Origin of the sequence: Bradyrhizobium sp. WSM1743, assembly GCF_000473065.1 — a bacterium.
GTDB lineage: Bacteria > Pseudomonadota > Alphaproteobacteria > Rhizobiales > Xanthobacteraceae > Bradyrhizobium.
On the sequence record NZ_AXAZ01000014.1, the window covers coordinates 1 to 22,430 of the forward strand.

The 22,430-nt window shown below is 63.7% G+C and carries 22 protein-coding genes and 1 tRNA gene; 15 read left to right on the forward strand and 8 right to left on the reverse strand.

The features are described 5' to 3' along the window. From YU9_RS0111405 to YU9_RS48955, 4 genes are all read right to left on the reverse strand, one after another. Positions 1–225, reverse strand: a 225-nt coding sequence (locus YU9_RS0111405; protein WP_027572943.1) for a helix-turn-helix domain-containing protein, incomplete at its 3' end; no start/stop codon positions are given. A gap of 379 nt (positions 226–604) precedes the next feature. Then, positions 605–2,317 (reverse strand): ATP-binding protein, encoded by a 1,713-nt coding sequence (locus YU9_RS45655; protein WP_371259143.1) that lies wholly within the window; start codon positions 2,315–2,317, stop codon positions 605–607. A 955-nt stretch (positions 2,318–3,272) separates the two neighbouring features. Continuing rightward, positions 3,273–3,362, reverse strand: a tRNA-Ser gene (locus YU9_RS0111420). A 102-nt stretch (positions 3,363–3,464) separates the two neighbouring features. Continuing rightward, positions 3,465–3,608, reverse strand: a complete 144-nt coding sequence (locus YU9_RS48955; RefSeq protein ID WP_198028234.1) for a hypothetical protein — start codon at positions 3,606–3,608, stop codon at positions 3,465–3,467. Here YU9_RS48955 and YU9_RS0111430 point away from each other — a divergent pair. After that, complete coding sequence (locus YU9_RS0111430) at positions 3,607–4,470, forward strand: alpha/beta fold hydrolase (RefSeq protein ID WP_027572944.1); 864 nt, start codon at positions 3,607–3,609, stop codon at positions 4,468–4,470. The two genes, YU9_RS48955 and YU9_RS0111430, sit on opposite strands and share 2 nt — an antisense overlap. A gap of 378 nt (positions 4,471–4,848) precedes the next feature. Here the strand turns inward: YU9_RS0111430 and YU9_RS0111435 are convergent, their stop codons facing one another. Continuing rightward, the gene (locus YU9_RS0111435) at positions 4,849–5,979 is read right to left on the reverse strand and encodes an ROK family protein (protein WP_027572945.1); all 1,131 of its coding nucleotides are present in this window, start codon (positions 5,977–5,979) and stop codon (positions 4,849–4,851) included. Positions 5,980–6,314: 335 nt separating this feature from the next. Between YU9_RS0111435 and rplU the strand changes: the two genes are divergently transcribed. The 3 genes from rplU (at position 6,315) to YU9_RS0111450 (ending at position 7,814) form a co-directional block, all read left to right on the forward strand. Further along, a complete protein-coding gene (rplU, locus tag YU9_RS0111440) occupies positions 6,315–6,701 on the forward strand; it encodes a 50S ribosomal protein L21 (RefSeq protein ID WP_027572946.1) in 387 nt (128 codons plus the stop codon). Between the two features lie 102 nt (positions 6,702–6,803). Further along, a complete protein-coding gene (rpmA, locus tag YU9_RS0111445) occupies positions 6,804–7,073 on the forward strand; it encodes a 50S ribosomal protein L27 (protein ID WP_008538809.1) in 270 nt (89 codons plus the stop codon). A 147-nt stretch (positions 7,074–7,220) separates the two neighbouring features. Further along, on the forward strand, positions 7,221–7,814 hold the full coding sequence (locus YU9_RS0111450) for a GNAT family N-acetyltransferase (protein WP_027572947.1): 594 nt from the start codon (positions 7,221–7,223) through the stop codon (positions 7,812–7,814). A gap of 197 nt (positions 7,815–8,011) precedes the next feature. On the opposite strand, the gene YU9_RS0111455 is transcribed toward YU9_RS0111450, so the two are convergent. Then, positions 8,012–8,926 (reverse strand): DMT family transporter, encoded by a 915-nt coding sequence (locus tag YU9_RS0111455; RefSeq protein ID WP_027572948.1) that lies wholly within the window; start codon positions 8,924–8,926, stop codon positions 8,012–8,014. A gap of 247 nt (positions 8,927–9,173) precedes the next feature. Between YU9_RS0111455 and YU9_RS0111460 the strand changes: the two genes are divergently transcribed. From YU9_RS0111460 to YU9_RS0111475, 4 genes are all read left to right on the forward strand, one after another. After that, positions 9,174–9,653: a MaoC family dehydratase gene (locus YU9_RS0111460; RefSeq protein ID WP_027572949.1), complete on the forward strand. Its 480-nt coding sequence runs from the start codon at positions 9,174–9,176 to the stop codon at positions 9,651–9,653. Positions 9,654–9,757: 104 nt separating this feature from the next. Then, on the forward strand, positions 9,758–10,474 hold the full coding sequence (locus YU9_RS0111465; RefSeq protein ID WP_027572950.1) for an ATP-dependent Clp protease adaptor ClpS: 717 nt from the start codon (positions 9,758–9,760) through the stop codon (positions 10,472–10,474). Positions 10,475–10,584: 110 nt separating this feature from the next. After that, positions 10,585–11,625, forward strand: a complete 1,041-nt coding sequence (obgE, locus tag YU9_RS0111470; RefSeq protein WP_027572951.1) for a GTPase ObgE — start codon at positions 10,585–10,587, stop codon at positions 11,623–11,625. A gap of 98 nt (positions 11,626–11,723) precedes the next feature. Further along, the gene (locus YU9_RS0111475; protein ID WP_027572952.1) at positions 11,724–13,358 is read left to right on the forward strand and encodes an alkaline phosphatase family protein; all 1,635 of its coding nucleotides are present in this window, start codon (positions 11,724–11,726) and stop codon (positions 13,356–13,358) included. Between the two features lie 132 nt (positions 13,359–13,490). On the opposite strand, the gene YU9_RS0111480 is transcribed toward YU9_RS0111475, so the two are convergent. Then, entirely contained in the window at positions 13,491–14,000 is a 510-nt protein-coding gene (locus YU9_RS0111480; RefSeq protein WP_027572953.1) for a hypothetical protein, read from the reverse strand. Between the two features lie 16 nt (positions 14,001–14,016). Then, positions 14,017–14,982 (reverse strand): Bug family tripartite tricarboxylate transporter substrate binding protein, encoded by a 966-nt coding sequence (locus YU9_RS0111485; RefSeq protein ID WP_027572954.1) that lies wholly within the window; start codon positions 14,980–14,982, stop codon positions 14,017–14,019. A gap of 187 nt (positions 14,983–15,169) precedes the next feature. On the opposite strand from YU9_RS0111485, the gene proB reads away from it, so the two are divergent. The 7 genes from proB to YU9_RS0111520 all read left to right on the forward strand — a co-directional run bounded on the left by proB (position 15,170) and on the right by YU9_RS0111520 (position 22,395). Next, positions 15,170–16,291, forward strand: coding sequence for a glutamate 5-kinase (gene proB / locus YU9_RS0111490; RefSeq protein ID WP_027572955.1), 1,122 nt, complete (start codon positions 15,170–15,172; stop codon positions 16,289–16,291). A gap of 279 nt (positions 16,292–16,570) precedes the next feature. Beyond that, positions 16,571–17,866, forward strand: coding sequence for a glutamate-5-semialdehyde dehydrogenase (locus tag YU9_RS0111495; RefSeq protein WP_027572956.1), 1,296 nt, complete (start codon positions 16,571–16,573; stop codon positions 17,864–17,866). Between the two features lie 19 nt (positions 17,867–17,885). Then, the gene (locus YU9_RS0111500; RefSeq protein ID WP_027572957.1) at positions 17,886–18,530 is read left to right on the forward strand and encodes a nicotinate-nucleotide adenylyltransferase; all 645 of its coding nucleotides are present in this window, start codon (positions 17,886–17,888) and stop codon (positions 18,528–18,530) included. 208 nt (positions 18,531–18,738) lie between these two features. Continuing rightward, complete coding sequence (gene rsfS / locus YU9_RS0111505; RefSeq protein WP_027572958.1) at positions 18,739–19,095, forward strand: ribosome silencing factor; 357 nt, start codon at positions 18,739–18,741, stop codon at positions 19,093–19,095. A 95-nt stretch (positions 19,096–19,190) separates the two neighbouring features. Continuing rightward, on the forward strand, positions 19,191–19,673 hold the full coding sequence (rlmH, locus tag YU9_RS0111510; protein WP_027572959.1) for a 23S rRNA (pseudouridine(1915)-N(3))-methyltransferase RlmH: 483 nt from the start codon (positions 19,191–19,193) through the stop codon (positions 19,671–19,673). Positions 19,674–19,705: 32 nt separating this feature from the next. Further along, the gene (locus YU9_RS0111515) at positions 19,706–21,040 is read left to right on the forward strand and encodes a murein hydrolase activator EnvC (protein ID WP_027572960.1); all 1,335 of its coding nucleotides are present in this window, start codon (positions 19,706–19,708) and stop codon (positions 21,038–21,040) included. After that, positions 21,037–22,395, forward strand: a complete 1,359-nt coding sequence (locus tag YU9_RS0111520; RefSeq protein ID WP_027572961.1) for a S41 family peptidase — start codon at positions 21,037–21,039, stop codon at positions 22,393–22,395. Before YU9_RS0111515 ends, YU9_RS0111520 begins: the two co-directional genes overlap by 4 nt. Positions 22,396–22,430: the final 35 nt, after the last annotated feature.

Genomic DNA, 22,430 nt, shown 5'->3' on the forward strand with positions numbered 1-22,430 from the left:
CGTTGCTAGCGGCTTGAGCTTGCGGGGGCCAGGTTTGGGTCCGGGCTTCCGGTTCAAACCGTCCGGCCCATCGGCGTTCCAGGCTTTGATCCAGTCATGAAGAATCTTGCGGGATATCCCAAGCTCGCGGGCCACAGGAAGGACGCCTTCGCCCCGCTCAACCCGCTTGATCGCCTTCAATTTGTAAGCCGTCGGAAACTGACGCTTCTTTCCTGGTCCTGCCACAGGTCATCCTCGAAATGCCTGTCACTGTAATTATCGTGTCTCACTTCAGGGGTGCAGTCCAGCACTGTCACCGTAACCTGCATTAGCGAATTCGCTTCGCTAAACCGGCTCACGCGAGGGTTTCAACGCCGTGAAGGAATATTGCCCCACGACTATCTTGGGCCAACCCCGCCCGTCCACTGCATTCCGGTGGTGCATGCAGATACGTTCCAGCTCTTCGGTCTCGACCGCGATCGTGGTCGGCCGATTTGCACAGCCCGACTGATGGCGAACCGATCGGCCAAAGCGGCAAGAGCGCTGGAGCCTGCCTTCTCCCGCTTGCCGGTCAACGCATGGCATCGACCAAGTTGCTGACCTAACTCTAGCGCGCAGCGTGTGCCTACGCGCGGCGGCCGATCTCGGTAGAAACATCTGCGGTCGGGGAGAACGGGCTCTCGCTTTCGCTCTCCGTATCCGCTTTCTCGGACAGCCGGCATTGGCCGGCGTATTCAGCGGAAATGGTCTCGTCTCGCTCTAGAGGCAGGCTGAATTGAAACACCGCGCCTCGAGTTTCATTCGCGCCCGCCCATATCCGCCCCCCATGCGCTTCGACGATCGAACGGCAAATTGATAATCCCATGCCCATGCCACTGGGCTTGGTCGTGTAGAATGGGTCGAAGACGTGCTCAAGGCTCGCCGGATCCAGCCCCGGCCCCGAATCTCGCAAGCTGACGAGCACGCCATTCAGGGCATCTCTGTCCGTGCAGATCAGCAACTCACGTGGCTCCTCGCGGACGGCGCTCATCGCTTCGACGGCGTTGATGATTAAGTTGAGGACCACTTGTTGCAGTTGGACCCGATCTACTCGAATGAGCGGCAAGCCCTCCGCGAGGTGGGTCCGCACCGAGACGCCGTTCTTCACCACTTCGCCACGGGTCAGAGCTATGATCTCAAGCACTGCCGCGTTGATCTCCATTTCCTCTCGCCGCGGAGGCGCCTTCTTGATAAGCCCCTGGATCCGACCAATGATCTCGCCGGCTCGCAAGCTATCACGTATTATCCAACCGAGCGTCTGGCGAACCCGATTTAGTTCTGGCGGTTGAGCATCAAGCCAGTTCAACGCGGCCTCTGCGTTGGCCACAACCGCCCCTATCGGCTGCTTCATTTCATGTGAAATCGAAGCCGTCAGTTGCCCCATTGTCGTGACGCGATTGACGTGCGCGAGCTCCATCAGCGCTTCGCGGTAGCGCCCCTCGCTTTCGCGGGCTTCCGCTTCCGCCTGCTTGCGCTCGGTCAGATTGAGCACGAACGCGACGCCTTGGTCTCGCTGTTCATCGAACGCCGCCGAGCCGATCAGCACGGGCACGCGGCTGCCGTCCTTGCGAAGGTACTCCTTCTCAAAGGGTTGCACCGCGCCAGTCCTCTTTAATTCTTCCTGGGCGCGTGCGGTGCGATCGCGCCATTCCAGCGGCGTGAGGTCCGTCCAGCGCACACCACCTGAGATAAGATCCTCGCGATCGTATCCCACCATACGCAGAAACGTATCATTGGCCTCAAGGAGCCGACCGTCGAGCTCCCAGATGTAGATCCCGATGATGTTGGCGTCGACCAGACGCCGGATCTTCGTCTCACGTTCTTCGAGCTGTTTGTGCTGTGCCGCTAAACTTTGCAAATCAATCTGCACCGCGTCGCGCAACTGATGCAGCAGTCTGAGGTAGGGCTTGCTGTACTCGTTCCTTTTGTTGTCGAGAACGCAAATCGTTCCGAATACCTCGCCATCGGGCCAACTGATCGGGACGCCGAGGTAGGAAATCATCCCCAGCTTGATGTCAGGGTTTGATTTCCACGCTTCATCGCGAAGGGCGTCCGGAACGAGCAGAGGTTGGCACGTTTTCATCACCGTTTCGCAGTAGAGCCCGGTGTTAAGCGGTGCGAGCTCGTCCGCTTCGTAGGGGTTCCCCTTGGACTCGCTGGATACGAAAACTTTGATGTTGGGCGGCTCTACTCGCATGATCAAAGCTGAGGGGACGTGCATGATCTCGGCAAGCACATCCACGATCTCTTGCCATTTATGGATAATTTCAGAAGGTACTTTGATCGAGTTGTAGAGCAACGGTTGACCCCACCGAATGGCCCGCCGCGGACAACGTGGCCGGGATAGCCTTTCGCTTGCCATCGGCGCGCCCGGCGCCCTCTCGGGCAGAAGTCTTGCTCGACATGCCCGCTGGACCTGGGAGCCACTATCGCTATCAGCGCCGAGCCGAAAAGACGGGCCAAATTGCTGGACTCCGCCGTCAGGCAAGCCACTGAGAGGGACGCCGATCTTCGTCCGGCCGGCCAAGGCGCGCTGAAAAGCAGCTTATCACAGCCTCGACCAGGATGTCCCAAGAGAAAGGGCGGTGCCAGGCTGGTTCAGCTTGAGGGCTTTGATCCTGAGCAGGTTCCAATGCTCAAGTCGAGACCCGTCTTGAGAAGCTTGGCAAAACGCGACGCCTGTGTATTCCGAGGTCATCGCGCGCGACGTTCATCCGAAGCGATGTATTTACGAAGTGATGTATTTAGGTCGATGCCGTCCGTTCCTTCCGACGAGGGAATCGCGCCGGGTGAAGTGACGGAATGCTTCAGCGCCAATGCCGCCGGATTTCTGCAAGACCGAGGAGGAGCGTACAATGGGGTCGTCATCGCCTGCCTCTCCTATCTCTCGACAGCAACGCGCGTCGCCAGCCCCGACCGTCAGCGCGTGCTCGGTACGGAAGCGTTCCACGTTACGTGGGGACCGGCGCGGGAAAGACTTTGTCGCCGGCCTTGAGATCGAGCGGGCGTTGGTAAGGGCCGGAGACTTCGATCATGGCGGGCACAGTCGTCGCCTGTTCGATCTGTTGCCCGATCGCTCGCGCCCGGGTCGTGGGACGCTCATCTGGGGACAATCGGTCGGCTCGCCGTTCGTTCGCCGGCGTTAACTTTCGGCCTGCCATGGCAGCTTTGGGGCTACCTTAGGGGGCTACACCAGAAGCTTCTGGCGTGCAGAAACGCCTTGTTTTACGGGCTTTCTCGAAGTCGTTCTATTATGGCGGAGAGGGAGGGATTCGAACCCCCGATAGGCTTGCACCTATGCCGCATTTCGAGTGCGGTGCATTCAACCACTCTGCCACCTCTCCTGAAGGCGCCATATAGGAGCTGCGGCCCCTGTGGTTGGGGGCGTTAATAGGCGAGGATGGCGGGCCAGACAAGGCGCCAAAGGGGAAAATCCGCTGCCTCTTTCAGCCCTTGTCGTCCCCCTTGGCCTTTAGCTCCGCTCCGATGAACCGGAACGGAGCCCTGGATTTTTGTTTTGACGCGTTTTCTTGACGCGAACCGGCGGCCACTTCGCTGGAGAACGCTTCTGCCCCGAAAGGAACTGCCATGGAGCATCTGACGATCTCGGCCAATGGCGCCGATTTCCACCTGGTCAGCGCTGGAAAGGGCAAACCGCTGCTTCTGCTGCATGGCTGGCCGGAATTCTGGCTGACCTGGGAGCCGGTGATGGCGCGTCTTTCGGATCGCTTCATGCTTGTAGCGCCCGATCTGCGCGGCTTCGGCGGCAGCGACAAGCCCGAAGGGCCTTACGGGCCGGACGGCCACGCGGCGGACATGCTGGCGCTGATGGACGGGCTCGGCATCAGCCGATTCGGCGTGGTCGGCCACGATGTCGGCGGTGCGGTGATGCAGCCTCTGGCCCGGCAGGCACCGGGGCGGCTCGCTGGGCTGTTCTTCTTCGATTTCGTCCATCCCGGGATCGGGCCGCGCATGGCCGCGCCTGATAGACTCAACCACATCTGGTACCAGTCCTTCCACCAGATGGAGATGGCGCCTGCGCTGATCGGTGCGAGCCGCGAAAGCTGCCGGCTCTATATCAGCCATTTCCTCAAAGGCTGGGCTCATCGCAAGAATGCTTTCGACGATGTGCTCGATGCCTTCGTGGACAATTTCCTTGAGGACGGCAATCTCGCCGGCGGCTTTGCGCATTATAAGGCCTCGCATGCCGGGCGGGTCGCGATGATGAAAGGCGAGGCGCCAAAGCTGCCGCCGATCGAGGTGCCGACCTGCGTGCGCTGGGCCGAGCACGATCCGCTGTTTCCGTATGCATGGACCGATCGGCTTTCCGAGACCTTCAGCGATCTCGATCTGGCGATGTTTCCGGATGTCGGCCACTTCCCGCATCGGGAAGATCCGGATCGCGCGGCCGCGGAGATTGCGCGGTTCTTTGCGCGCATCGGCTGGAGCTGAGGTGCGGTGGAAGGTCGAACTCGGGCATCAATGGACGTGTGCTCCCTCTCCCGCTTGCGGGAGAGGGTCGGGGAGAGGGTGTTTCGGCAATGGGATTATGGATGGTCGAGGACGTCCCTGCGCGGCGAGAGCCCTCACCCGCCGCGCGCGTGCGATGCTTCGCATCGCCCGGGGCGCGTCGGCCTCTCCCGCAAGCGGGAGAGGCGAAGAAAAAGGGGTGGGACCGCCAGACGCGGTAAACACTGGCGGTCCCGTGCCGCTCATTGAAATACTGGCCGGGAAGGGCGGCTTCGCCGGCCGAGTGGAAGCGACGATTCGACCGTAGCGTGCGGCTGGCATCCCGCAACGCAATCCGTCCCTTAACCTAACCAGTCAAGGTTACTCCTTGTCGTTCTTACCCTTTTTCTTCCCGTTCTCCGTGGAATCCCGGTCTTTTCCGTTGCCGTTCTCCTTGCGGCGGTTGGTGAAGCGCGCATTGCCGAGCCCGGTGCCGATGGTGAGCACGCCCCAGCGCTGGACGTGCTGCATGAACGGCACTTCCGAGAGGCCCTGAACGACGCCGTCATTGTGCATCATGATCGCGGTGTCGTGCTCGCCGATCACAGGGATCGCCTCGACGAGGCTCGCCGGCAGGTTGAACTTGCTGCTCTCCCAATTGCCCGGCAGGTTCTGCGCGCCCTTCTCGATCGAGCCATCCGCGTTGATCACGCCGGGACAGGCGATGCCGATGAACGGCGCGAGCTTGAAGCCTTCGGCCTCGGCGTCCTCGATGAGGCCTTCGAGCATCTTGACCAGCCGCTTCACCGCGGCTTCGCGGCTCGGCTCGTCGTCGGCATGGCGCCACAGATCGGATTTGAAGACGACGGCCTTGGACAGATCGGGCGCCTTCTTCCAGCGGGTCTCGACGATGCCGCAGCGGATGTTGGTCCCGCCGATATCGACGGCGAGGATGCTGTCATAGGCTTCAAAAATCCAGGACGGCGCGAGGTGCAAGGCGCCGATCAGGCCGGCATCGTCAGGATCGGTGCGGATCGGCACCAGGTCGACCTTGAAGCCTTCCGACTTGAGGATGATCTCGGCCCGGGCAATGGCAATCTCGCCGAGCCGGCTGGCGCGAAAGCCGCCGCCGACCACGATGCATTCGGTCTTGGCCCAGGCCTTGGTCTTGAGGAATCGCCGCGTGACGTAAGCAAGCTCCTGCGCGAAATCCTCGATCGCGCTGTGCACGACGGCCGTGGCCTCCGTATCGTCGCCGACCAGAACGGCATCGAGGGTCTTCTTGCTGAGCTGGTCGGACGCCTCGTCGCCGAACGGATCCTCGCCGCTCTTGCGCAGCGGCTTGCGCCACTCTTCGAGGATGTCGCGAAATGCGCCCTTGCTGGCGCGGTCGCCCAGAAAGCCTTCGTCGTCCTTGAGCTCGATGTTGAAGCTGTCGACGTCGACAGACGGCAGGCGACTCGCCCCGTGCTGGGCGATGCCCGTCGTCTTGACCAGTTCGTCCGTTGCCATAATAGCCCTTGCCCGCGTGTCGGATTTGCGAGGACACAACGGGGAGGGAACCCGTTGGTTTCAAGCCGGCCGCAGATTCGGCCCACGCGCCGGAATGGACCCAAATCCTTCAAATCCGGGCCGTTCTCGCTCGCTTTTCCTTGACTTGCGGCTGTTGGCCGCTATAAGTCCCACAGCCGGCGCGGGGCGTTTCTCGCGCCGCTTGTTTTTGCGTGGGTTTTCAAAGGGATAACTCCCGCCCGCACAAAACGCGCATAAACCCTTAGCGACTGACAAAAAGCCGGCCCGGACGATGCTCGTCCCGAGGCCGGGATTGAACACGAAGGAAAAAAACGATGTTCGCAGTCATCAAAACCGGCGGCAAGCAATACCGCGTCGTGCCGGATGATGTCTTGGAAGTAGGCAAGATCGAAGGCGAAGTCGGCTCGATCGTGCAGTTGAACGAAGTTCTGGTGGTCGGCGGCGACACGCCGGTGCTGGGCGTTCCCACGGTGGCCGGCGCGTCCGTCGCGGTCGAGGTGCTCGACCACAAGCGCGGGCCGAAGGTCATCGCCTTCAAGAAGCGCCGCCGCAAGAACTCGCGCCGCAAGCGCGGCTACCGCGACGAGATCACCGTGCTGCGCGTCAGCGAGATCCTGACCGACGGCGCCAAGCCCACCAAGGGCCCGCGTCCGAAGAAGGAGAAGGTGGCCAAGGAGCCGGCAACGGAAGCCGCCGAATAAATCGAATTGATCACGCCCATTCACGAATTGGGGCGTGAGAAATTTTGAAATGATTCCGTCAAGGAATTGATCTAGAAATACGCAGGATTTCGGAGACGAGCCATGGCTCACAAAAAAGCAGGCGGTTCATCGCGCAACGGACGCGATTCCAAGGGCAAGCGCCTCGGTATCAAGGCGTTCGGCGGGGAGATCGTCACTCCCGGCAACATCATTGCGCGTCAGCGCGGCACCACCTGGCACCCCGGCCTTAATGTCGGCATGGGTACGGACCACACTTTGTTCGCCAAGATCGAGGGCCGCGTTGCGTTCCAGGCCAAAGCCAACGGCCGCACCTTCGTATCGGTACTCCCGATCGCAGAGGCTGCTGAATAGACGGTGGATCAAATGGAGTCCGCCGGTCCCGACTGAACCGGCGGAGTCCTAAAGATCATAAGAGATCGAAGGCTCCAGGGGAGGCGGGAAACCGGCCTCCCCTTTTCTTTGCTCACTTTGACCTTAGTGACTTTCACGGAGCCGGACATGTTGCAGGACTTCTCGAGCGTGACCTTGCAGGAGGCGAGACCCAGCGTCGTCGCCACCGAGCGGCTGACCTTGCGGCGGCCGACGCTGGCCGACGTCAGGACCATCGCCCGGCTCGCCAATGACCGCCGTGTCGCCGAGAACACGCGCCGCCTGCCGCATCCCTATTCGCAGGACGACGCCGCCGAATTCATCCGCGCCACCGCCGAGCTCGGCAGCGAGACCGTGTTCCTGATCGAGCACGATACCGGGCCGCTCGGCATGGTCGGCATCGATTGCTCGAAGCCCGACAATGCCGAGCTCGGTTACTGGCTCGGCGTCGAGCATTGGGGCCAGGGCTTTGCCACCGAAGCCGCGCGCGGCGCGATCGACTTCTTCTTCGAGGAGTTCGAGGACGAGCATCTCTACGCCGGTGCCCGCGTCACCAACCCGGCCTCGCGCAAGGTGCTGGAGAAGTGCGGCTTCCAGTGGAGCGGCGTGCAGCTGCACCGCTTCCTGGCCCTGGGCTCCTCCACGCCCGTCGACTGCTTCCGCCTGTCGCGCGGGGTGTGGGCCTCGCTGAAGAGCTGGAGCAGTGCAAGACGGGTGCGGTAGGGGGCCAATCACCCTCCCCTGGAGGGGGAGGGTCGATCGCGCGAAGCGCGAGCGGGGTGGGGTGATCCCTCCACTCGGGCACTGTTGGACGTGGGGAGACCGTCACCCCACCCCGCTACGCATTTCGCTTCGCTACATGCGCAGCGACCCACGGGCGAGCTACGCTCGTCCCGGACCCCTCCAGGGGAGGGTAAGAGCTACGCTGGCGGATTCACCTCCGCGGCTTCGCGCCCCAAATCCCGCTCCCGCAAGTAGATATAGAACCCCGCGCCGATGATGATGGCAGCGCCGACGAGTGTTGCGATGGATGGGACGTCGCCGAACACGACGAAGCCAAAGATCACGGCCCAGACGATCATCGAATATTGATAGGGCACGACGACGCTGGCCGGCGCGAGCTTGAGCGAGCGATTGACGCAGAACAGCGCCGTCACCGAGACGCATCCTGCGAGCGCGAAGATCACGAGGCTGCCAGGGGTCGGCGGCACCCAGTGGAACGCTGACAGCACAGCCCCCAGCGAAAACGTGCCGACGAATTGCGACGACGCCATCACGATGTCGGGCGTCTTGCGCAGGCTGCGCGTGATCAGCATCAGGGTTGCGAAGGAGAGGCTGCCGCCGAGCGCGATCAGCGCCGGCAGGCTGACGGTCTGCGCCGACGGCGGCAGCGCGATCAGGACGCCGCAGAAGCCGATCAGGATCGCGGTCCAGCGCCGCCAGCCGACCCGCTCACCGAGAAAGATCGCCGACATCGCGGTAACGAAGATGGGGCCGGCGAGATAATAGGTGATGACGTCGGCGAGCGGCAGATAGACCGTCGCGAGAAAGAAGGCGGCGACCTCGAGCGTCGAGAGCACGACACGAAACAGCTGCAGGCCGGGCCGCTCCAGATGCAGGAACTGGTGACGCTGCTTCCAGATCAGCGGCGCCAGCAGGAGCAGCGCGGCGCAGGCGCGCAGGAACAAGAGCTGTCCCACCGAATAAGTCCCGACCAGGAACTTGCCCATGGCATCGCCGAACGAGAACATGAAGATCGACAGCACCATCAATGCAATGCCGGCCAGCCGCGCCGAGCGGTCGTCATAGGCGGAGAGAGACTTGAAGAAGGGCATTGATCGGACTGTCAGAGGTCGTCATTGCGAGCGCAGCGAAGCAATCCAGAATCTTTCCGCAGCGACAGTCTGGATTGCTTCGCTGCGCTCGCAATGACGGGGAAAGAGCGTCGCCAGTAATCTTGCTTGCGGTCGTTTTAATGACGTGAGCTACAAGGACAAGCCCGCTTGCGCTGAATTGAATGGATTGTCGCACTCTTCGCATCGCGGTAGCGATAAACGCCACGCCGAGAAAAAGAGCCCTGACATGACCGACTTCGATCCAGCCCAGCATCGCATGATCCCCACGCAACGCTGGTTTGAGGATTTCGTCGTCGGCGAGCGTTTCGTGCTGCCGAGCCGAACCCAGACCTCGGCGGTGTTCGCCGCATTCCAGACCGCGAGCGGCGACACCCATCCGGTGCACTATGACGTGGAATATTGCCACGCCCGCGGCATGCCGCATCTGCTCGCCCACGGCTTCCAGACCTTGATCCACACCGCACCCGGCGCGGGCCTGTTTCCATTCATGGTCGAGGAGTCCCTGGTCGGCTTCCTCGAGCAATCGAGCCGGTTTCTCAAGCCGGTGTTCGCCGACGACACCATCTATCCCGCGCTCGAGGTCACCGAGCTGGTGCCGGGGCGTTCGACCGGCGTGGTGACGCTCACAAGCACCGTGTTCAACCAGCGCAAGGAGCTGGTGCTGGAAGGCACGCAGAAATTCCTGATCCGGCGCCGGCCGGGCTAGCAGAGCCGTCTCGCGCGAGCGAGGCAGGCCGCACCACGTGAACCACGGCGGAGAAAGTGCCGACCAATCCCGTGCACGCTCCGCCCGTACAATGATGGCCCGCTATGGCACTGCTTCCGCCCTGCTCCGAGACATTCAAGCGTTCGCTCCAGCGCGCGACCTCGGCCGCCCGGGCGCGGGGCCGCACGCATCCCGGCCCGCAGGATTTGCTGATCGCCTTGATCGAGGACGACGAGGCATCGCCGGTAATGCAGGCCTGTGGCATCGACCTGACGCGCTTGCGGCGGGATGTCGAGGCCGCAGGCGCGACGGAGCCAACGACAGGCCTGGGTCATGTGCTCCAGCTTGCCCTCAACGAGGTACAGCTGTCCGAACGGACGGTCGTGACGGGCGCCGACATGCTGGTCGAGCTGTTCGCCGAGCCGATCGGACGCTTCCTTTCGGCACAGGGCGCAACCCGCTACGATGCCTTGGTTTATCTGAGCCATGGCATCGGCAAGGGTGCAACAGCGGATGTCGAAGCCGATTGCGACGAGGCGGCTTATCTGGAGCTCGTTCTGCTGAACGACCCCTATACGCCGGCGGAGTTCGTGACCTTCGTTCTCGAACACGTCCTCGGGATGAGCCGCGAGCGCGCCACCGCGATCATGTTTTCCACCCATGCGCGCAAGCGCGGCTCCTGCGGGATCTTTCCCCGCACCGAGGCTATGGCCTTTCGGGAAACAGTCCAGAGCCTTGCCGCGGCCCGTCAGCACCCGCTTCGCTGCGTCCTGCTGCCGGCCGGCGATGCGCCGGCTCCGGACCGGCCGTCGCCAAATTGAGGCGAGAGCGGGATCGCGGGGTTAAGCAAGCACCGAAATTTGCCGAATTTCCTGGTTTTCACGGACAGGTTCGGGTTGCCGCTTCCCCGCCCCTGGCCTACCTATGGCCCATGAAATTCCTCGACGAAGCAAAGGTCTATATCCGCTCCGGTGACGGCGGGAACGGCTGCGTGGCGTTCCGCCGCGAGAAGTTCATCGAATTCGGCGGTCCCTCCGGCGGCAATGGCGGCCGTGGCGGCAATGTCATCATCGAGGTCGCCGACGGGCTGAACACGCTGATCGACTACCGCTACCAGCAGCACTTCAAGGCCCAGAAGGGCGAGAACGGCATGGGCTCCGACCGCCACGGCGCCAACGGCAAGAACATCGTGCTCAAGGTTCCGGTCGGCACGCAGATCTTCGACGAGGACCGCGAGACGCTGATCCACGACTTCACCAAGGTCGGCGAGAAATTCGTGCTGGCCGAGGGCGGCAATGGCGGCTTCGGCAACGCGCATTTCAAGTCGTCGACCAACCGCGCGCCGCGCAACGCCAATCCCGGCCAGGTGGGCGAGGAGCGCTGGATCTGGCTGCGGCTGAAACTGATCGCAGACGCCGGCCTGGTCGGCCTGCCCAATGCCGGCAAGTCGACCTTCCTCTCCAAGGTCAGCGCGGCGAAGCCGAAGATCGCCGACTATCCCTTCACCACGCTGCATCCACAGCTCGGCGTCGTGAATGCCGACGGCCGCGAATTCGTGCTGGCGGATATTCCCGGTTTGATCGAGGGCGCGCATGAAGGCGCGGGCCTCGGCGACCGCTTCCTCGGCCATGTCGAACGCTGCCGCGTGCTGCTGCATCTCGTCGACGCGACAAGCGAGCACGCCGGCAAGGCGTACAAGACCGTGCGCAAGGAGCTCGATGCCTATGGCGGGCAGCTCACCGACAAGGTCGAGATCGTCGCGCTGAACAAGATCGACGCGGTCGAGCCGGACGAGCTGAAAAAGCAGAAGGACCGCCTCAAGCGCGCCGCCAAGAAGACGCCGCTGCTGCTGTCCGGCGTCACCGGTCAGGGCGTCAAGGAAGCGCTGCGGGCGCTTGCGGATGTGATCGGTGAAAGCCCGGTCTCCGCCAAGGCCAAGAGCGCGGCCGAAGCGGAGCCGTGGTCGGCGTGAAGTAAGCACCGCTCTCTCCACACCTCTCCCGTAGGGAGAGGTTTTCTTCGCATCATCGATAGCGCAATATCCGGCAAGCGAAGGGTGGAGCGAAACGCATGGCGCGCGCGAAGAACGTACTCTGGATCATGTGCGACCAGCTTCGCTATGACTATCTCGGCTGCACCGGTCATCCCACGCTGAAGACGCCGAACATCGACGCCATGGCCAAGCGCGGCGTGCTCTTCAGCAAGGCCTATGTGCAATCGCCGATCTGCGGCCCGTCGCGGATGTCGTTCTACACCGGGCGCTACATGCGCTCGCACGGCTCGCACTGGAATGGCTGGCCCTTGCGTGTCGGCGAGCCCACGCTCGGCGATCACCTCAACAAGATCGGCGTGCGCAACGTGCTGGTCGGCAAGACCCACATGGCGCCCGACCTCGAAGGCATGAAGACGCTCGGCATCCCGCCGGAATCGATCATCGGCGTGCATGTCGCCGAGTGCGGCTTTGAACCATACGAACGTGACGACGGCCTGCATCCGACCGGGCGGCCACGGCCGAAATACGATGAGTATTTGCGCCAGCAGGGGTTTGAGGCCACCAATCCCTGGGAGCATTGGGCCAATTCGGGTGCGGCTGACGACGGCTCGCTGCAGAACGGCTGGCTGCTGGTGCACGCCGACAAGGCCGCGCGCGTGCCGGACGAGCACTCCGAGACGCCCTACATGACGCGGCGCGCGATGGACTTTATCGGCGAGGCCGAGACCGACGGCCGGCCGTGGTGCCTGCACCTGTCCTACATCAAGCCGCACTGGCCCTATATCGCGCCCGAACCCTACGCCAGCATGTATTCGACGTCGGAGATGATTCCGGTGATCCGCTCCGAGCTCGAGCGCCAGAACCCGCATCCGGTGTTCGGCGCCTATATGGACATGCGCTACTCCCGCAACATGGCGCGCGATGAGGCCCGCGAGAAGGTGATCCCGACCTACATGGGCCTGATCACCCAGATCGACGACCAGATGGGCGTGCTGATGAAGTTTTTGGAGGCGCGCGGGCTGCTGGACACCACCATGATCGTGTTCACCTCCGATCACGGCGATTATCTCGGCGATCACTGGATGGGCGAGAAGGACCTGTTCCACGAGCAGTCGGCCAAGATCCCGCTGATCATCATCGATCCCTCCAGAGAGGCTGACGCCACGCGCGGCACACGCAATGACGCGCTGGTCGAGGCCATCGATCTCGCGCCGACCTTCGTCGACTATTTCGGCGGCAAGGTGCCGGGACACATCCTCGAAGGACATTCGCTGCTGCCGCTGCTACGCGGCGAGCGGCCGAGCGACTGGCGCAAGGTGGCATTCTCCGAATACGACTACGCCATGCAGGACGTGCGGCTGAAGCTGAACCAGCCGATCGAGCGCTGCCGCCTGTTTATGGTGTTCGACGGCCGCTGGAAATATATCCACGCCTCCGGCTTCCGTCCGATGCTGTACGACCTCGAAACCGATCCGGAAGAGTTCATCGATCGCGGTGACGATCCCGAATGCGCCTCGATCATCGCGCGGCTCCAGGCCGAGCTGTTCGACTGGGCGCTGCATCCCAACGACCACATCACCACGCCGCGCGAGAAGATCGCGAACTATGCGGATAATCAGCTCCAGGTGAAGGGCGGGATTTTGATCGGCATCTGGGATGAAGCGGAACTCGCCGCGATCAAGGACGGCATCGCGCAGCGCGCGAAAATGTAGACCCTCATGGTGAGGAGGCGCGAAGCGCCGTCTCGAACCATGCAGGCCCTGCTCTAACAGCCGGGTCTTTCATCCTTCGAGACGCGCGCAAGAGCGCGCTCCTCAGGATGAGGGGATAGAGCACGCGGCTAGCTAGCGATCAACCACGCGCCCCTCAAATTCCGGTTTGCCGGGCACCAGAAAGAGCCGGTACCACTCAACATCCCTTCGCTCGGCAATTTCGGAATCCGACAGTTTCGCGGCTTCGCCAAGGCTCAACTGATCGATGCCGAGGTTTTGCGCCGCCGCGTAGACTGCATAGTCTCCGCTTTCGATTTCGGCGGAGAGTGCTGGATCATGATCGATCACCGACATGACGTGGATCCGTCCGTTTCCGGAATGGAAGTGCACGCAGGTGATCCGCTGCCATTCGGCCGGGGAAGGAGGCTCGCTGCTCAGCACGAGCTCAACCCAATGGTTGTTGAGGTCGGCTTCCGTGCCGATCATCCGAAACGTCGGCACGCCGGCAAAGCCGCGTTTGGATTTCGCAGCATCCCAGTTCCAGTCGTCCTCGCTGCCAAGCGAGCTCAATGGATCGTCGCACACGACGATCTGATAATTGCTGGCAAATACGCGCGCAGCGCCGAGTGACTGCTGAGTCATGTCAGGCAACCTGGCCTCAATTCTCGATCTTGTATCCGGTCGCCTTCACGATCGGCTGCCACAGCGCGATGTTCGCTGCGAGCTCCTTCGTCAATCCCTCCGGCGTCGACCCGACCGGGATCAGCCCGATCGCGGTCAGCTTCTCCTTCACCTCCGGCTTGGCGAGCGCCGCGCTCGCGGCCGCGCCGAGCTTGGCCGCGAACTCCGGCGGGCTGCCGGCGGGAAGCCACATGCCGTACCAGGCATCCGCAACGAGACCGATGCCGCTCTCCTTCAGCGTGGGCCCCTCAGGCGCGAACGGCGAACGTTCCGCGCTCGACACCGCGATGATCTTCACACCCTTGGCGCGGTGCTGCGGCAGCGCGTCCGCCAGCGTGGTGATCCCGAAGGAAATGTGGCCGCCGACCAGGTCGTTGAGGATCGGCGCACTGCCGCGATAGGGCACGCGGGTCAGGGGAATACCGAGGTCCTTCTCGAGCTTGGAGCCCATGAAGTGCGGAATGGTGCCGTTGCTCGGCACGCCGAACGAGGTCTTGTCCGGGTGCGCCTTGAGCCATGTACCAAAGCTCTTGAAATCGGTGGCGTCGACCGCCGGGTTGATCGCCAGCGCAAATTCGAACCGCGCCAGCAGCGACACCGGCACAAAATCTTTGGCGGTGTCGAAGCTCGGTGTCGTCTCGACCATCGGCAGCAGGTACATGGTCGGCCCCGTCGTCACCAGCACCATGCTGCCGTCGGGACTTGCGCCCTTCACCGCCTTGATACCGATCAGGCCGTCGCCGCCGGTGCGGTTCTCGACCACGATGGTCCGTTGCAGCACCGGCGCCATCTCCTGCGCGATCAGCCGGCACAGCGTGTCGCCGCCAGCTCCAGCCGCGAACGGGAAGATGACCTTTGTGAGACCGGCCTGCGCTTGCGCCCCGCTCGCCTGCGCCAACAGCGGCAGCCCGAGACATCCGGCCATGAATTTGCGGCGATCCATTCGTTTCCTCTCTTGGCCCCATTATCGTTGACCGCAGTTAGAGCCAGGCGGACGCCTGGCACAAGGCCGACATGCGCCGTTTACCATGCCGGCTGCCTTGCGCCGGTCACCGTCCTGCTGCAAAAGCAGGGCTCATCGGCGCCGCCTGTCGCTCCGCCGTTTCCCCGAGCAATTCGCATCCAGCGCCATGGCCAGCCCCGAACTCAGTCAATTCCGCCGCATCGTGGTCAAGGTCGGCTCCGCGCTGCTGGTTGATTCCGACAAAGGCGAGGTGCGGGGGTCCTGGCTCGCCGCGCTCGCCGACGATATGGCCAAGCTGCACAAGGAAGGGCGCGACGTGCTCGTGGTGTCCTCAGGCTCGATCGCGCTCGGCCGCAGCCGGCTCAAGCTGCCGCGCGGCCCGCTGAAGCTGGAAGAGAGCCAGGCCGCCGCCGCAGTCGGCCAGATCGCGCTGGCGCGGATCTGGTCGGAGGTGCTCGGGGCGCACGGCATCGACGCCGGCCAGATCCTGGTCACGCTCCAGGACACCGAGGAGCGCCGCCGCTATCTCAATGCCCGCTCCACCATCGGCAAGCTTTTGGAATGGCGTGCCATTCCCGTGATCAACGAGAACGATACGGTCGCCACCACCGAGATCCGCTATGGCGACAATGACCGCCTCGCCGCGCGCGTCGCCACCATGGCGAGCGCCGATCTGCTCGTGCTGCTGTCCGACATCGACGGGCTCTACGACGCCCCGCCGAAGAACAACCCGAACGCAAAACTCATTCCCGTCGTCGACAGCATTTCGTCAGAGATCGAGGCGGTGGCGGGCGATGCCGAGTCCGAGCTGTCGCGTGGCGGCATGCGCACGAAGGTCGAGGCGGCCAAGATCGCGACGACCGGAGGCACGCACATGCTGATCGCCTCCGGCAAGATCGAGCATCCCTTGCAGGCGATCGCCGATGGCGGCCGCTGCACCTGGTTCCTGACGCCGGCCAATCCCATCACCTCGCGCAAACGCTGGATCGCGGGCACGCTGGAGCCGAAGGGCACGCTGACGATCGATGCCGGCGCAGTGACGGCGCTACGTGCCGGCGCCAGCCTGCTGCCGGCCGGCGTCATCAAGGTCGAGGGCCAGTTCGCCCGCGGCGATGCCGTGATCGTGCGCGGCCCCGACGGTAGCGAGGTCGGCCGCGGCCTGATCGCCTATGACGCCGATGATGCCGAGCGGATCAAGGGCCGCTCCTCCCCGGACGTGATGACCATCCTCGGCATCAGCGGCCGCGCGGAGATGATCCACCGCGACGATCTGGTGGTGGGCGGGTAAGGTCGCCTCCGTCATTCCGGGATGGTCCGAAGGACCAGACCTCAGGTGCGCAATTGCGCACCGGGGAATCTCGAGATTCCGGGTTCGGTGCTAGCGCACCGCCCCAGAATGACAACCCACCTGAGGCCCGTGGATGGTCGGGTCAAGTCTGGCCATGACGTCGGATTGGGCCAGCGACCCAGCCGGCCCGCCGCCGGGAGACCTGCCATACCCGCTCCGCCCTTCGCAGAAGCGGGATTTCCGTGCTAGGACACCGGCTTAGCAGAAGGTTTTGACCCCATGGCCGCCCCCCTTAAAGCCGTTGACGGCAATGCCGAACTCCAGGCGCTGATGTCCGATCTCGGAACCCGTGCTCGCGCTGCTGCCCGCGTGCTGGCGCTGGCGCCGCCGGAGCAGAAGAACCGGGCGCTCGAGGCCATGGAGCGGGCGATCCGCGCCAACGCGGCCGCGATCCTTGCCGCCAATGCCGAGGACGTCGCGGAAGCCCGTGCCTCCGGCAATGCGACCTCCGCCTTCATCGACCGCCTGACGCTGACGCCTGCACGGGTCGAATCGATGGCCGAAGGCATCGGCATCGTGCGCGGCATCGCCGACCCGATCGGGGTCGTCATCGAGAGCTGGCAGCGGCCGAACGGCATGACCATCGAGCGCGTGCGGGTGCCGCTCGGCGTCGTCGGCGTGATCTTCGAGAGCCGTCCGAACGTTGCGGCGGATGCCGGCGTGCTGTGCCTGAAATCCGGCAATGCCGTGATCCTGCGCGGCGGCTCGGACAGTTTCCGTTCCTGCCGTGCCATCCATGAGTGCCTGGTGCAGGGCCTGCGCGAAGCCGGTCTGCCTGAAGCTGCGATCACGCTGGTGCCGACGCGCGACCGCGCCGCGGTCGGCATGATGCTGTCGGGACTGAACGGCGCGATCGACGTGATCGTGCCGCGCGGCGGCAAGAGCCTTGTCGCGCGCGTCGAGCAGGAAGCGCGCGTGCCTGTCTTCGCGCATCTCGAAGGCGTCAACCACGTCTATGTCGATGCCAGCGCCGACCTCGCCATGGCGAAGTCGATCGTGCTCAACGCCAAGATGCGCCGCACCGGCGTCTGCGGCGCGGCCGAAACGCTGCTGGTCGATCGCGCCGCTGCTGCATCGAGCCTGAAGCCGCTGGTCGAGATGCTGCTGGATGCCGGCTGCGAGGTGCGCGGCGATGACGCCGTGCAGAAGGCCGATGCGCGCGTCAAGCCTGCAAACGACGAGGATTGGGACACCGAATATCTCGACGCGATCATCGCGGCAAAGGTGGTGGACGGCGTCGACGACGCGATCGCACACATCCAGAACCACGGCTCGCATCATACCGACGCAATCGTGAGCGCCGATGAGCGTGCGGCGAAGAAATTCCTCAGCGAGGTCGATTCCGCGATCGTGCTGCACAACGCCTCGACACAGTTCGCCGATGGCGGCGAGTTCGGTTTCGGTGCCGAGATCGGGATTGCCACCGGCCGGTTTCACGCCCGCGGCCCGGTCGGCGCCGAGCAGTTGACGAGTTTCAAATATCGCGTCCACGGCACCGGACAGACCCGGCCGTAGACGTCGCGAGGCGCGGGCATTGAGCAACAATTTCGTCGTGCCGCGGTTCGTGGCGCAAGCGGTCCCGCCCCACACGGAGGGCATGCGCATCGGCCTGCTCGGCGGCTCCTTCAATCCGCCGCATCAAGCCCATCGCGCGATCAGCCGGTTCGCGCTCAAGCGATTGCAGCTCGATCGCATCTGGTGGCTGGTCACACCAGGCAATCCGCTCAAGGAGAACGGCAATCTGCACGAGCTCGGCGCGCGCATGCAGGCCGCGCGCAACGTCGCCAATGATCCGCGCATCGAGGTGAGCTGTCTCGAATCCGTCATTCGCACCCGCTATACTATCGACACGATCAACACCTTGCGCCGCCGCTTCCCTGGCTTGCGCTTTGTCTGGATCATGGGCGCCGACAATCTCGCTCAATTCCATCGTTGGCAGGACTGGCGGCGCATCGCCGCCCAGGTGCCGATGGCAGTGATCGATCGCCCCCCGCAAAGCTTTCGCGCCCTCGCATCGCCGGCCGCCCAGGCGCTATCGCGCTACCGTCTGCCTGAGCAAAAGGCAGCCCTGCTTGCAGATCGGCCGGCGCCGGCCTGGGTATTCCTGACCGGATTGAAGCTGAATCTCTCCTCGACGGGCTTACGGAACCCGGATGGGAGCTGGAAAGGTACGAAGTGAGACGGATGTGCGGACATGGTGTGGACTACGGGCTCTCTGGCATATTGAAACCCTTAACCCCACATGATGTAGTGTAACCAGTGAGCGTCGGATTCGGCGTTTCGCGATACAGTGAAAGGAATGGTCCCTGACCGCATCTGTATTGTCCAAGCCTGTTTTACCCAAGGTTGCCAAGCCTACGCGTAAAACATCGACCAAAGCTGCGGTCTTGAAGGCGCAACCCGACGCCGACAAGACCCTGAGCCTGATCCTCTCCCGCCTCGAGGACATGAAGGCGGAAGAGACGGTCACCATCGACCTTCGCGGCAAATCGGCGTATTCCGACTTCATGATCGTCACCACCGGCCGGGTGAACCGGCACGTCGGCGCGATCGCGGAAAACGTCACCAAGAGCCTCAAGGAAAACGGCATCAAGAACATCCATGTCGAGGGCTTGCCCAATTGCGACTGGGTGCTGATCGATTCCGGCGACGTGATCGTGCACGTGTTCAGACCCGAGGTCCGCGAGTTCTACAATCTCGAGAGGTTGTACATGCAGGGCCCAGGGGCGGCGAAGGCGATCTAGGCTCATCGAGCCGATTTCGAATCGGCTAACGCGCATGCTAGCGTCGTGCGCGCGCGGGATGCGCGCGGTCTGGAAACCACGGCGCTGAAGCCATCATGCGTGTTGCTGTCATTGCGGTGGGCCGACTGAAGCAGGGCCCCGAACGGGAGCTTGCCGACCGTTATCTTGAGCGGTTCGACGAGGCCGGCCGCAAGCTTGGATTCCGCCCGCTCAGCATCCACGAAATTCCCGAGAGCCGCGCACGCGACACCGCGACGCGGATGGCCGAGGAGGCCGCGGCGATCTCGGCGCATATCCCGGAAAAATCGATCCTGGTGGCACTAGACGAGCGCGGCCAGAATCTCGACTCAACCGTATTCGCACGGCATCTCGGGCGCTGGCGCGACGAGGGAGCCGGACATACTATCTTCGTGATCGGAGGGGCGGACGGACTTTCGCCCGAATTGCGCCGTAAGGCCAAGCTCGCGATCGCGTTCGGCTCTGCGACCTGGCCGCACCAAATGGTCCGCGTCATGCTTCTGGAACAGCTTTATCGGGCCGCCACCATTCTGGCCGGCCACCCCTATCACCGCGCGTGATGCGCGCCATAACGAGCACCTTTGCCGACACGATGCGAGCGCCGCTCCTCTACCTGCTGCTGATCACAAGCGTTGCCGGCGCAAGCTTCGCACAAGCTCAGACGGCGACGCCTCCGCAAACCGCGGCGGTCTCGCCCGATGCGATCAAGCAGCGCGAGCAGGAGTTGGAAGCCGCGCGCGCGAGGCAAAAGAGCGCGGAAGAAGCGCAGGCCAAGCTCAAGGCCGAGATCACCGCGCTCGGCCAGGACCGCACCCAGCTCAATCAGCAGCTGATCGAGACCGCCGCCAATGTGCGCACCGTGGAGAGCAAGATCGACGAGGCCGAAGCGCGACTGCGCGCGCTGAACGGCCGCGAGCAACAGATGCGCGCTTCGCTCGATTCGCGCCGCGCCGACATCGTCGAGGTGCTGGCGGCCTTGCAACGCGCCGGCCGGCGCACGCCGCCGGCGCTGCTGGTGCGGCCCGAAGATGCGCTGCAGTCATTACGCACGGCGATGCTGCTGGGCGCCGTCGTCCCGGAATTGCGCGGCCGCGCCGAGAAGATCGCGGGCGAGCTTGGCGAGCTCGTGGCCTTGCGCAAGACGATCGCCATCGAGCGCGACCAGCTCGCCTCCGACCGTGACAAGGTCCGCAACGACCAGACCCGGCTCACCGCTTTGGTCGACGAGCGGCAGCGCCAGCAGGCGGCACGCGAAAAGGATTTGGACGCCGAGAATTCGCGCGCCATCGCGCTTTCGAAGCAGGTCGGCGATCTCCAGGGGCTGATCGCCAAGATGGAGCAGGACCTGCAGAGCGCCGCCAAGGCGGCCGAGAAGGCGGCTGAGGCTGCAAAGCAGGCCGAGGCCAAGGCGGCCGCCAGCGCCAATACCAGTGCCAAGTCGGGCCCGGGCGCTTTCAAGGACAAGTCCCGCACCACCCCGGCGATCGCGTTCGCCTCCGCCAAGGGCCTCCTGCCGCTTCCGGTTAACGGTAACAAGATCAGGGATTTTGGCGGTTCCGACGGGGTCAGCGGGGTCCAGAAGGGTATTTCGCTGGCCACCAAGCCCGGCTCCCAGGTCACGACACCGTGCGATGGCTGGGTGGTCTATGCCGGCCCATTCCGCAGCTATGGACAACTCTTGATCCTCAATGCCGGGGGCGGGTATCATGTCCTGATCGCCGGGATGGAGCGCATTTCGGTCAACATCGGACAGTTTGTTCTCACGGGGGAGCCGGTCGCGACCATGGGGTCGACATCTCAAGTCGCCTCCATTCTCGCCACGAACGCGAGTCAACCTGTGCTGTATGTCGAGTTCCGTAAAGACGGCACTCCAATCGATCCAGGCCCATGGTGGGCCGCAAATGAAGGCGAGAAGGTTCGCGGATGATGCGCAAGACTTCAGTAATCCTCCTCAGCGCGGCCACCGGTGCGGCGCTGACGCTGTTCGTGACCCAGCCGCGTGCGGTGTTCATGGGCTCCAGCGCGCGGGCCGCCACCGCGGACACCTATCGCCAGCTCAACCTGTTCGGCGACGTGTTCGAGCGCGTGCGCTCCGATTATGTCGAGAAGCCCGACGACACCAAGCTGATCGAATCCGCCATCAGCGGCATGCTCACCGGCCTCGATCCGCATTCGAGCTACATGGACGCCAAGAGCTTCCGCGACATGCAGGTGCAGACCCGCGGTGAGTTCGGCGGCCTCGGCATCGAGGTCACCATGGAGGACGGCCTGATCAAGGTGGTCTCGCCGATCGACGACACACCGGCCTCGCGCGCCGGCGTCATGGCCAACGACATCATCACCAATCTCGACGACGAGGCGGTGCAGGGCCTGACCCTGAACCAGGCGGTCGAGAAGATGCGCGGCCCGGTCAACACCAAGATCAAGCTCAAGATCATCCGCAAGGGCCAGGACAATCCGATCGAGGTCACCCTGGTCCGCGACAACATCCGCGTCCGCTCGGTTCGTGCGCGCGTCGAGCAGGACGACATCGCCTATATCCGCATCACCACCTTCAACGAGCAGACCACCGAAGGCCTGAAGCGCGAGGTCGCCAACCTCTCGAACCAGATCGGCGACAAGCTCAAGGGCTACATCATCGATCTGCGTAACAACCCCGGCGGCCTGCTCGAGGAAGCTGTCACCGTCTCAGACTCGTTCCTCGAGAAGGGCGAGATCGTCTCGACCCGCGGCCGCAATGCCGAGGAGACCCAGCGCCGCACTGCGCATGCGGGCGACCTGACCAAGGGCAAGCCGGTCATCGTGCTGGTCAATGGCGGCTCGGCCTCGGCCTCCGAAATCGTCGCCGGCGCGCTGCAGGACCACAAGCGCGCGACGATCGTCGGCACGCGCTCGTTCGGCAAGGGCTCGGTGCAGACCATCATTCCGCTCGGAAGCGGCAACGGCGCGCTGCGGCTGACCACGGCGCGCTACTACACGCCGTCGGGCAAGTCGATCCAGGCCAAGGGCATCGTGCCGGACATCGAGGTGCTGCAGGACGTGCCGGACGAGCTGAAGTCGCGCACCGACACCAAGGGCGAGGCTTCGCTGCGCGGCCATCTGAAGAACGATGGCGACGAGAAGACCGGCTCGCAGTCCTACGTGCCGCCGGATGCCAAGGACGACAAGGCGCTCAAGCTTGCCGGCGACCTGCTCCACGGCATCAAGAACAGCGCCTCGGCGGCGCCCACGCCCGGCAACGACAACAAGGCGACGACCGACAAGCCCAAAGCGGCGAACTAAGTCGGCGCCACGCGCGATCTCACGAAAAGGGCGGC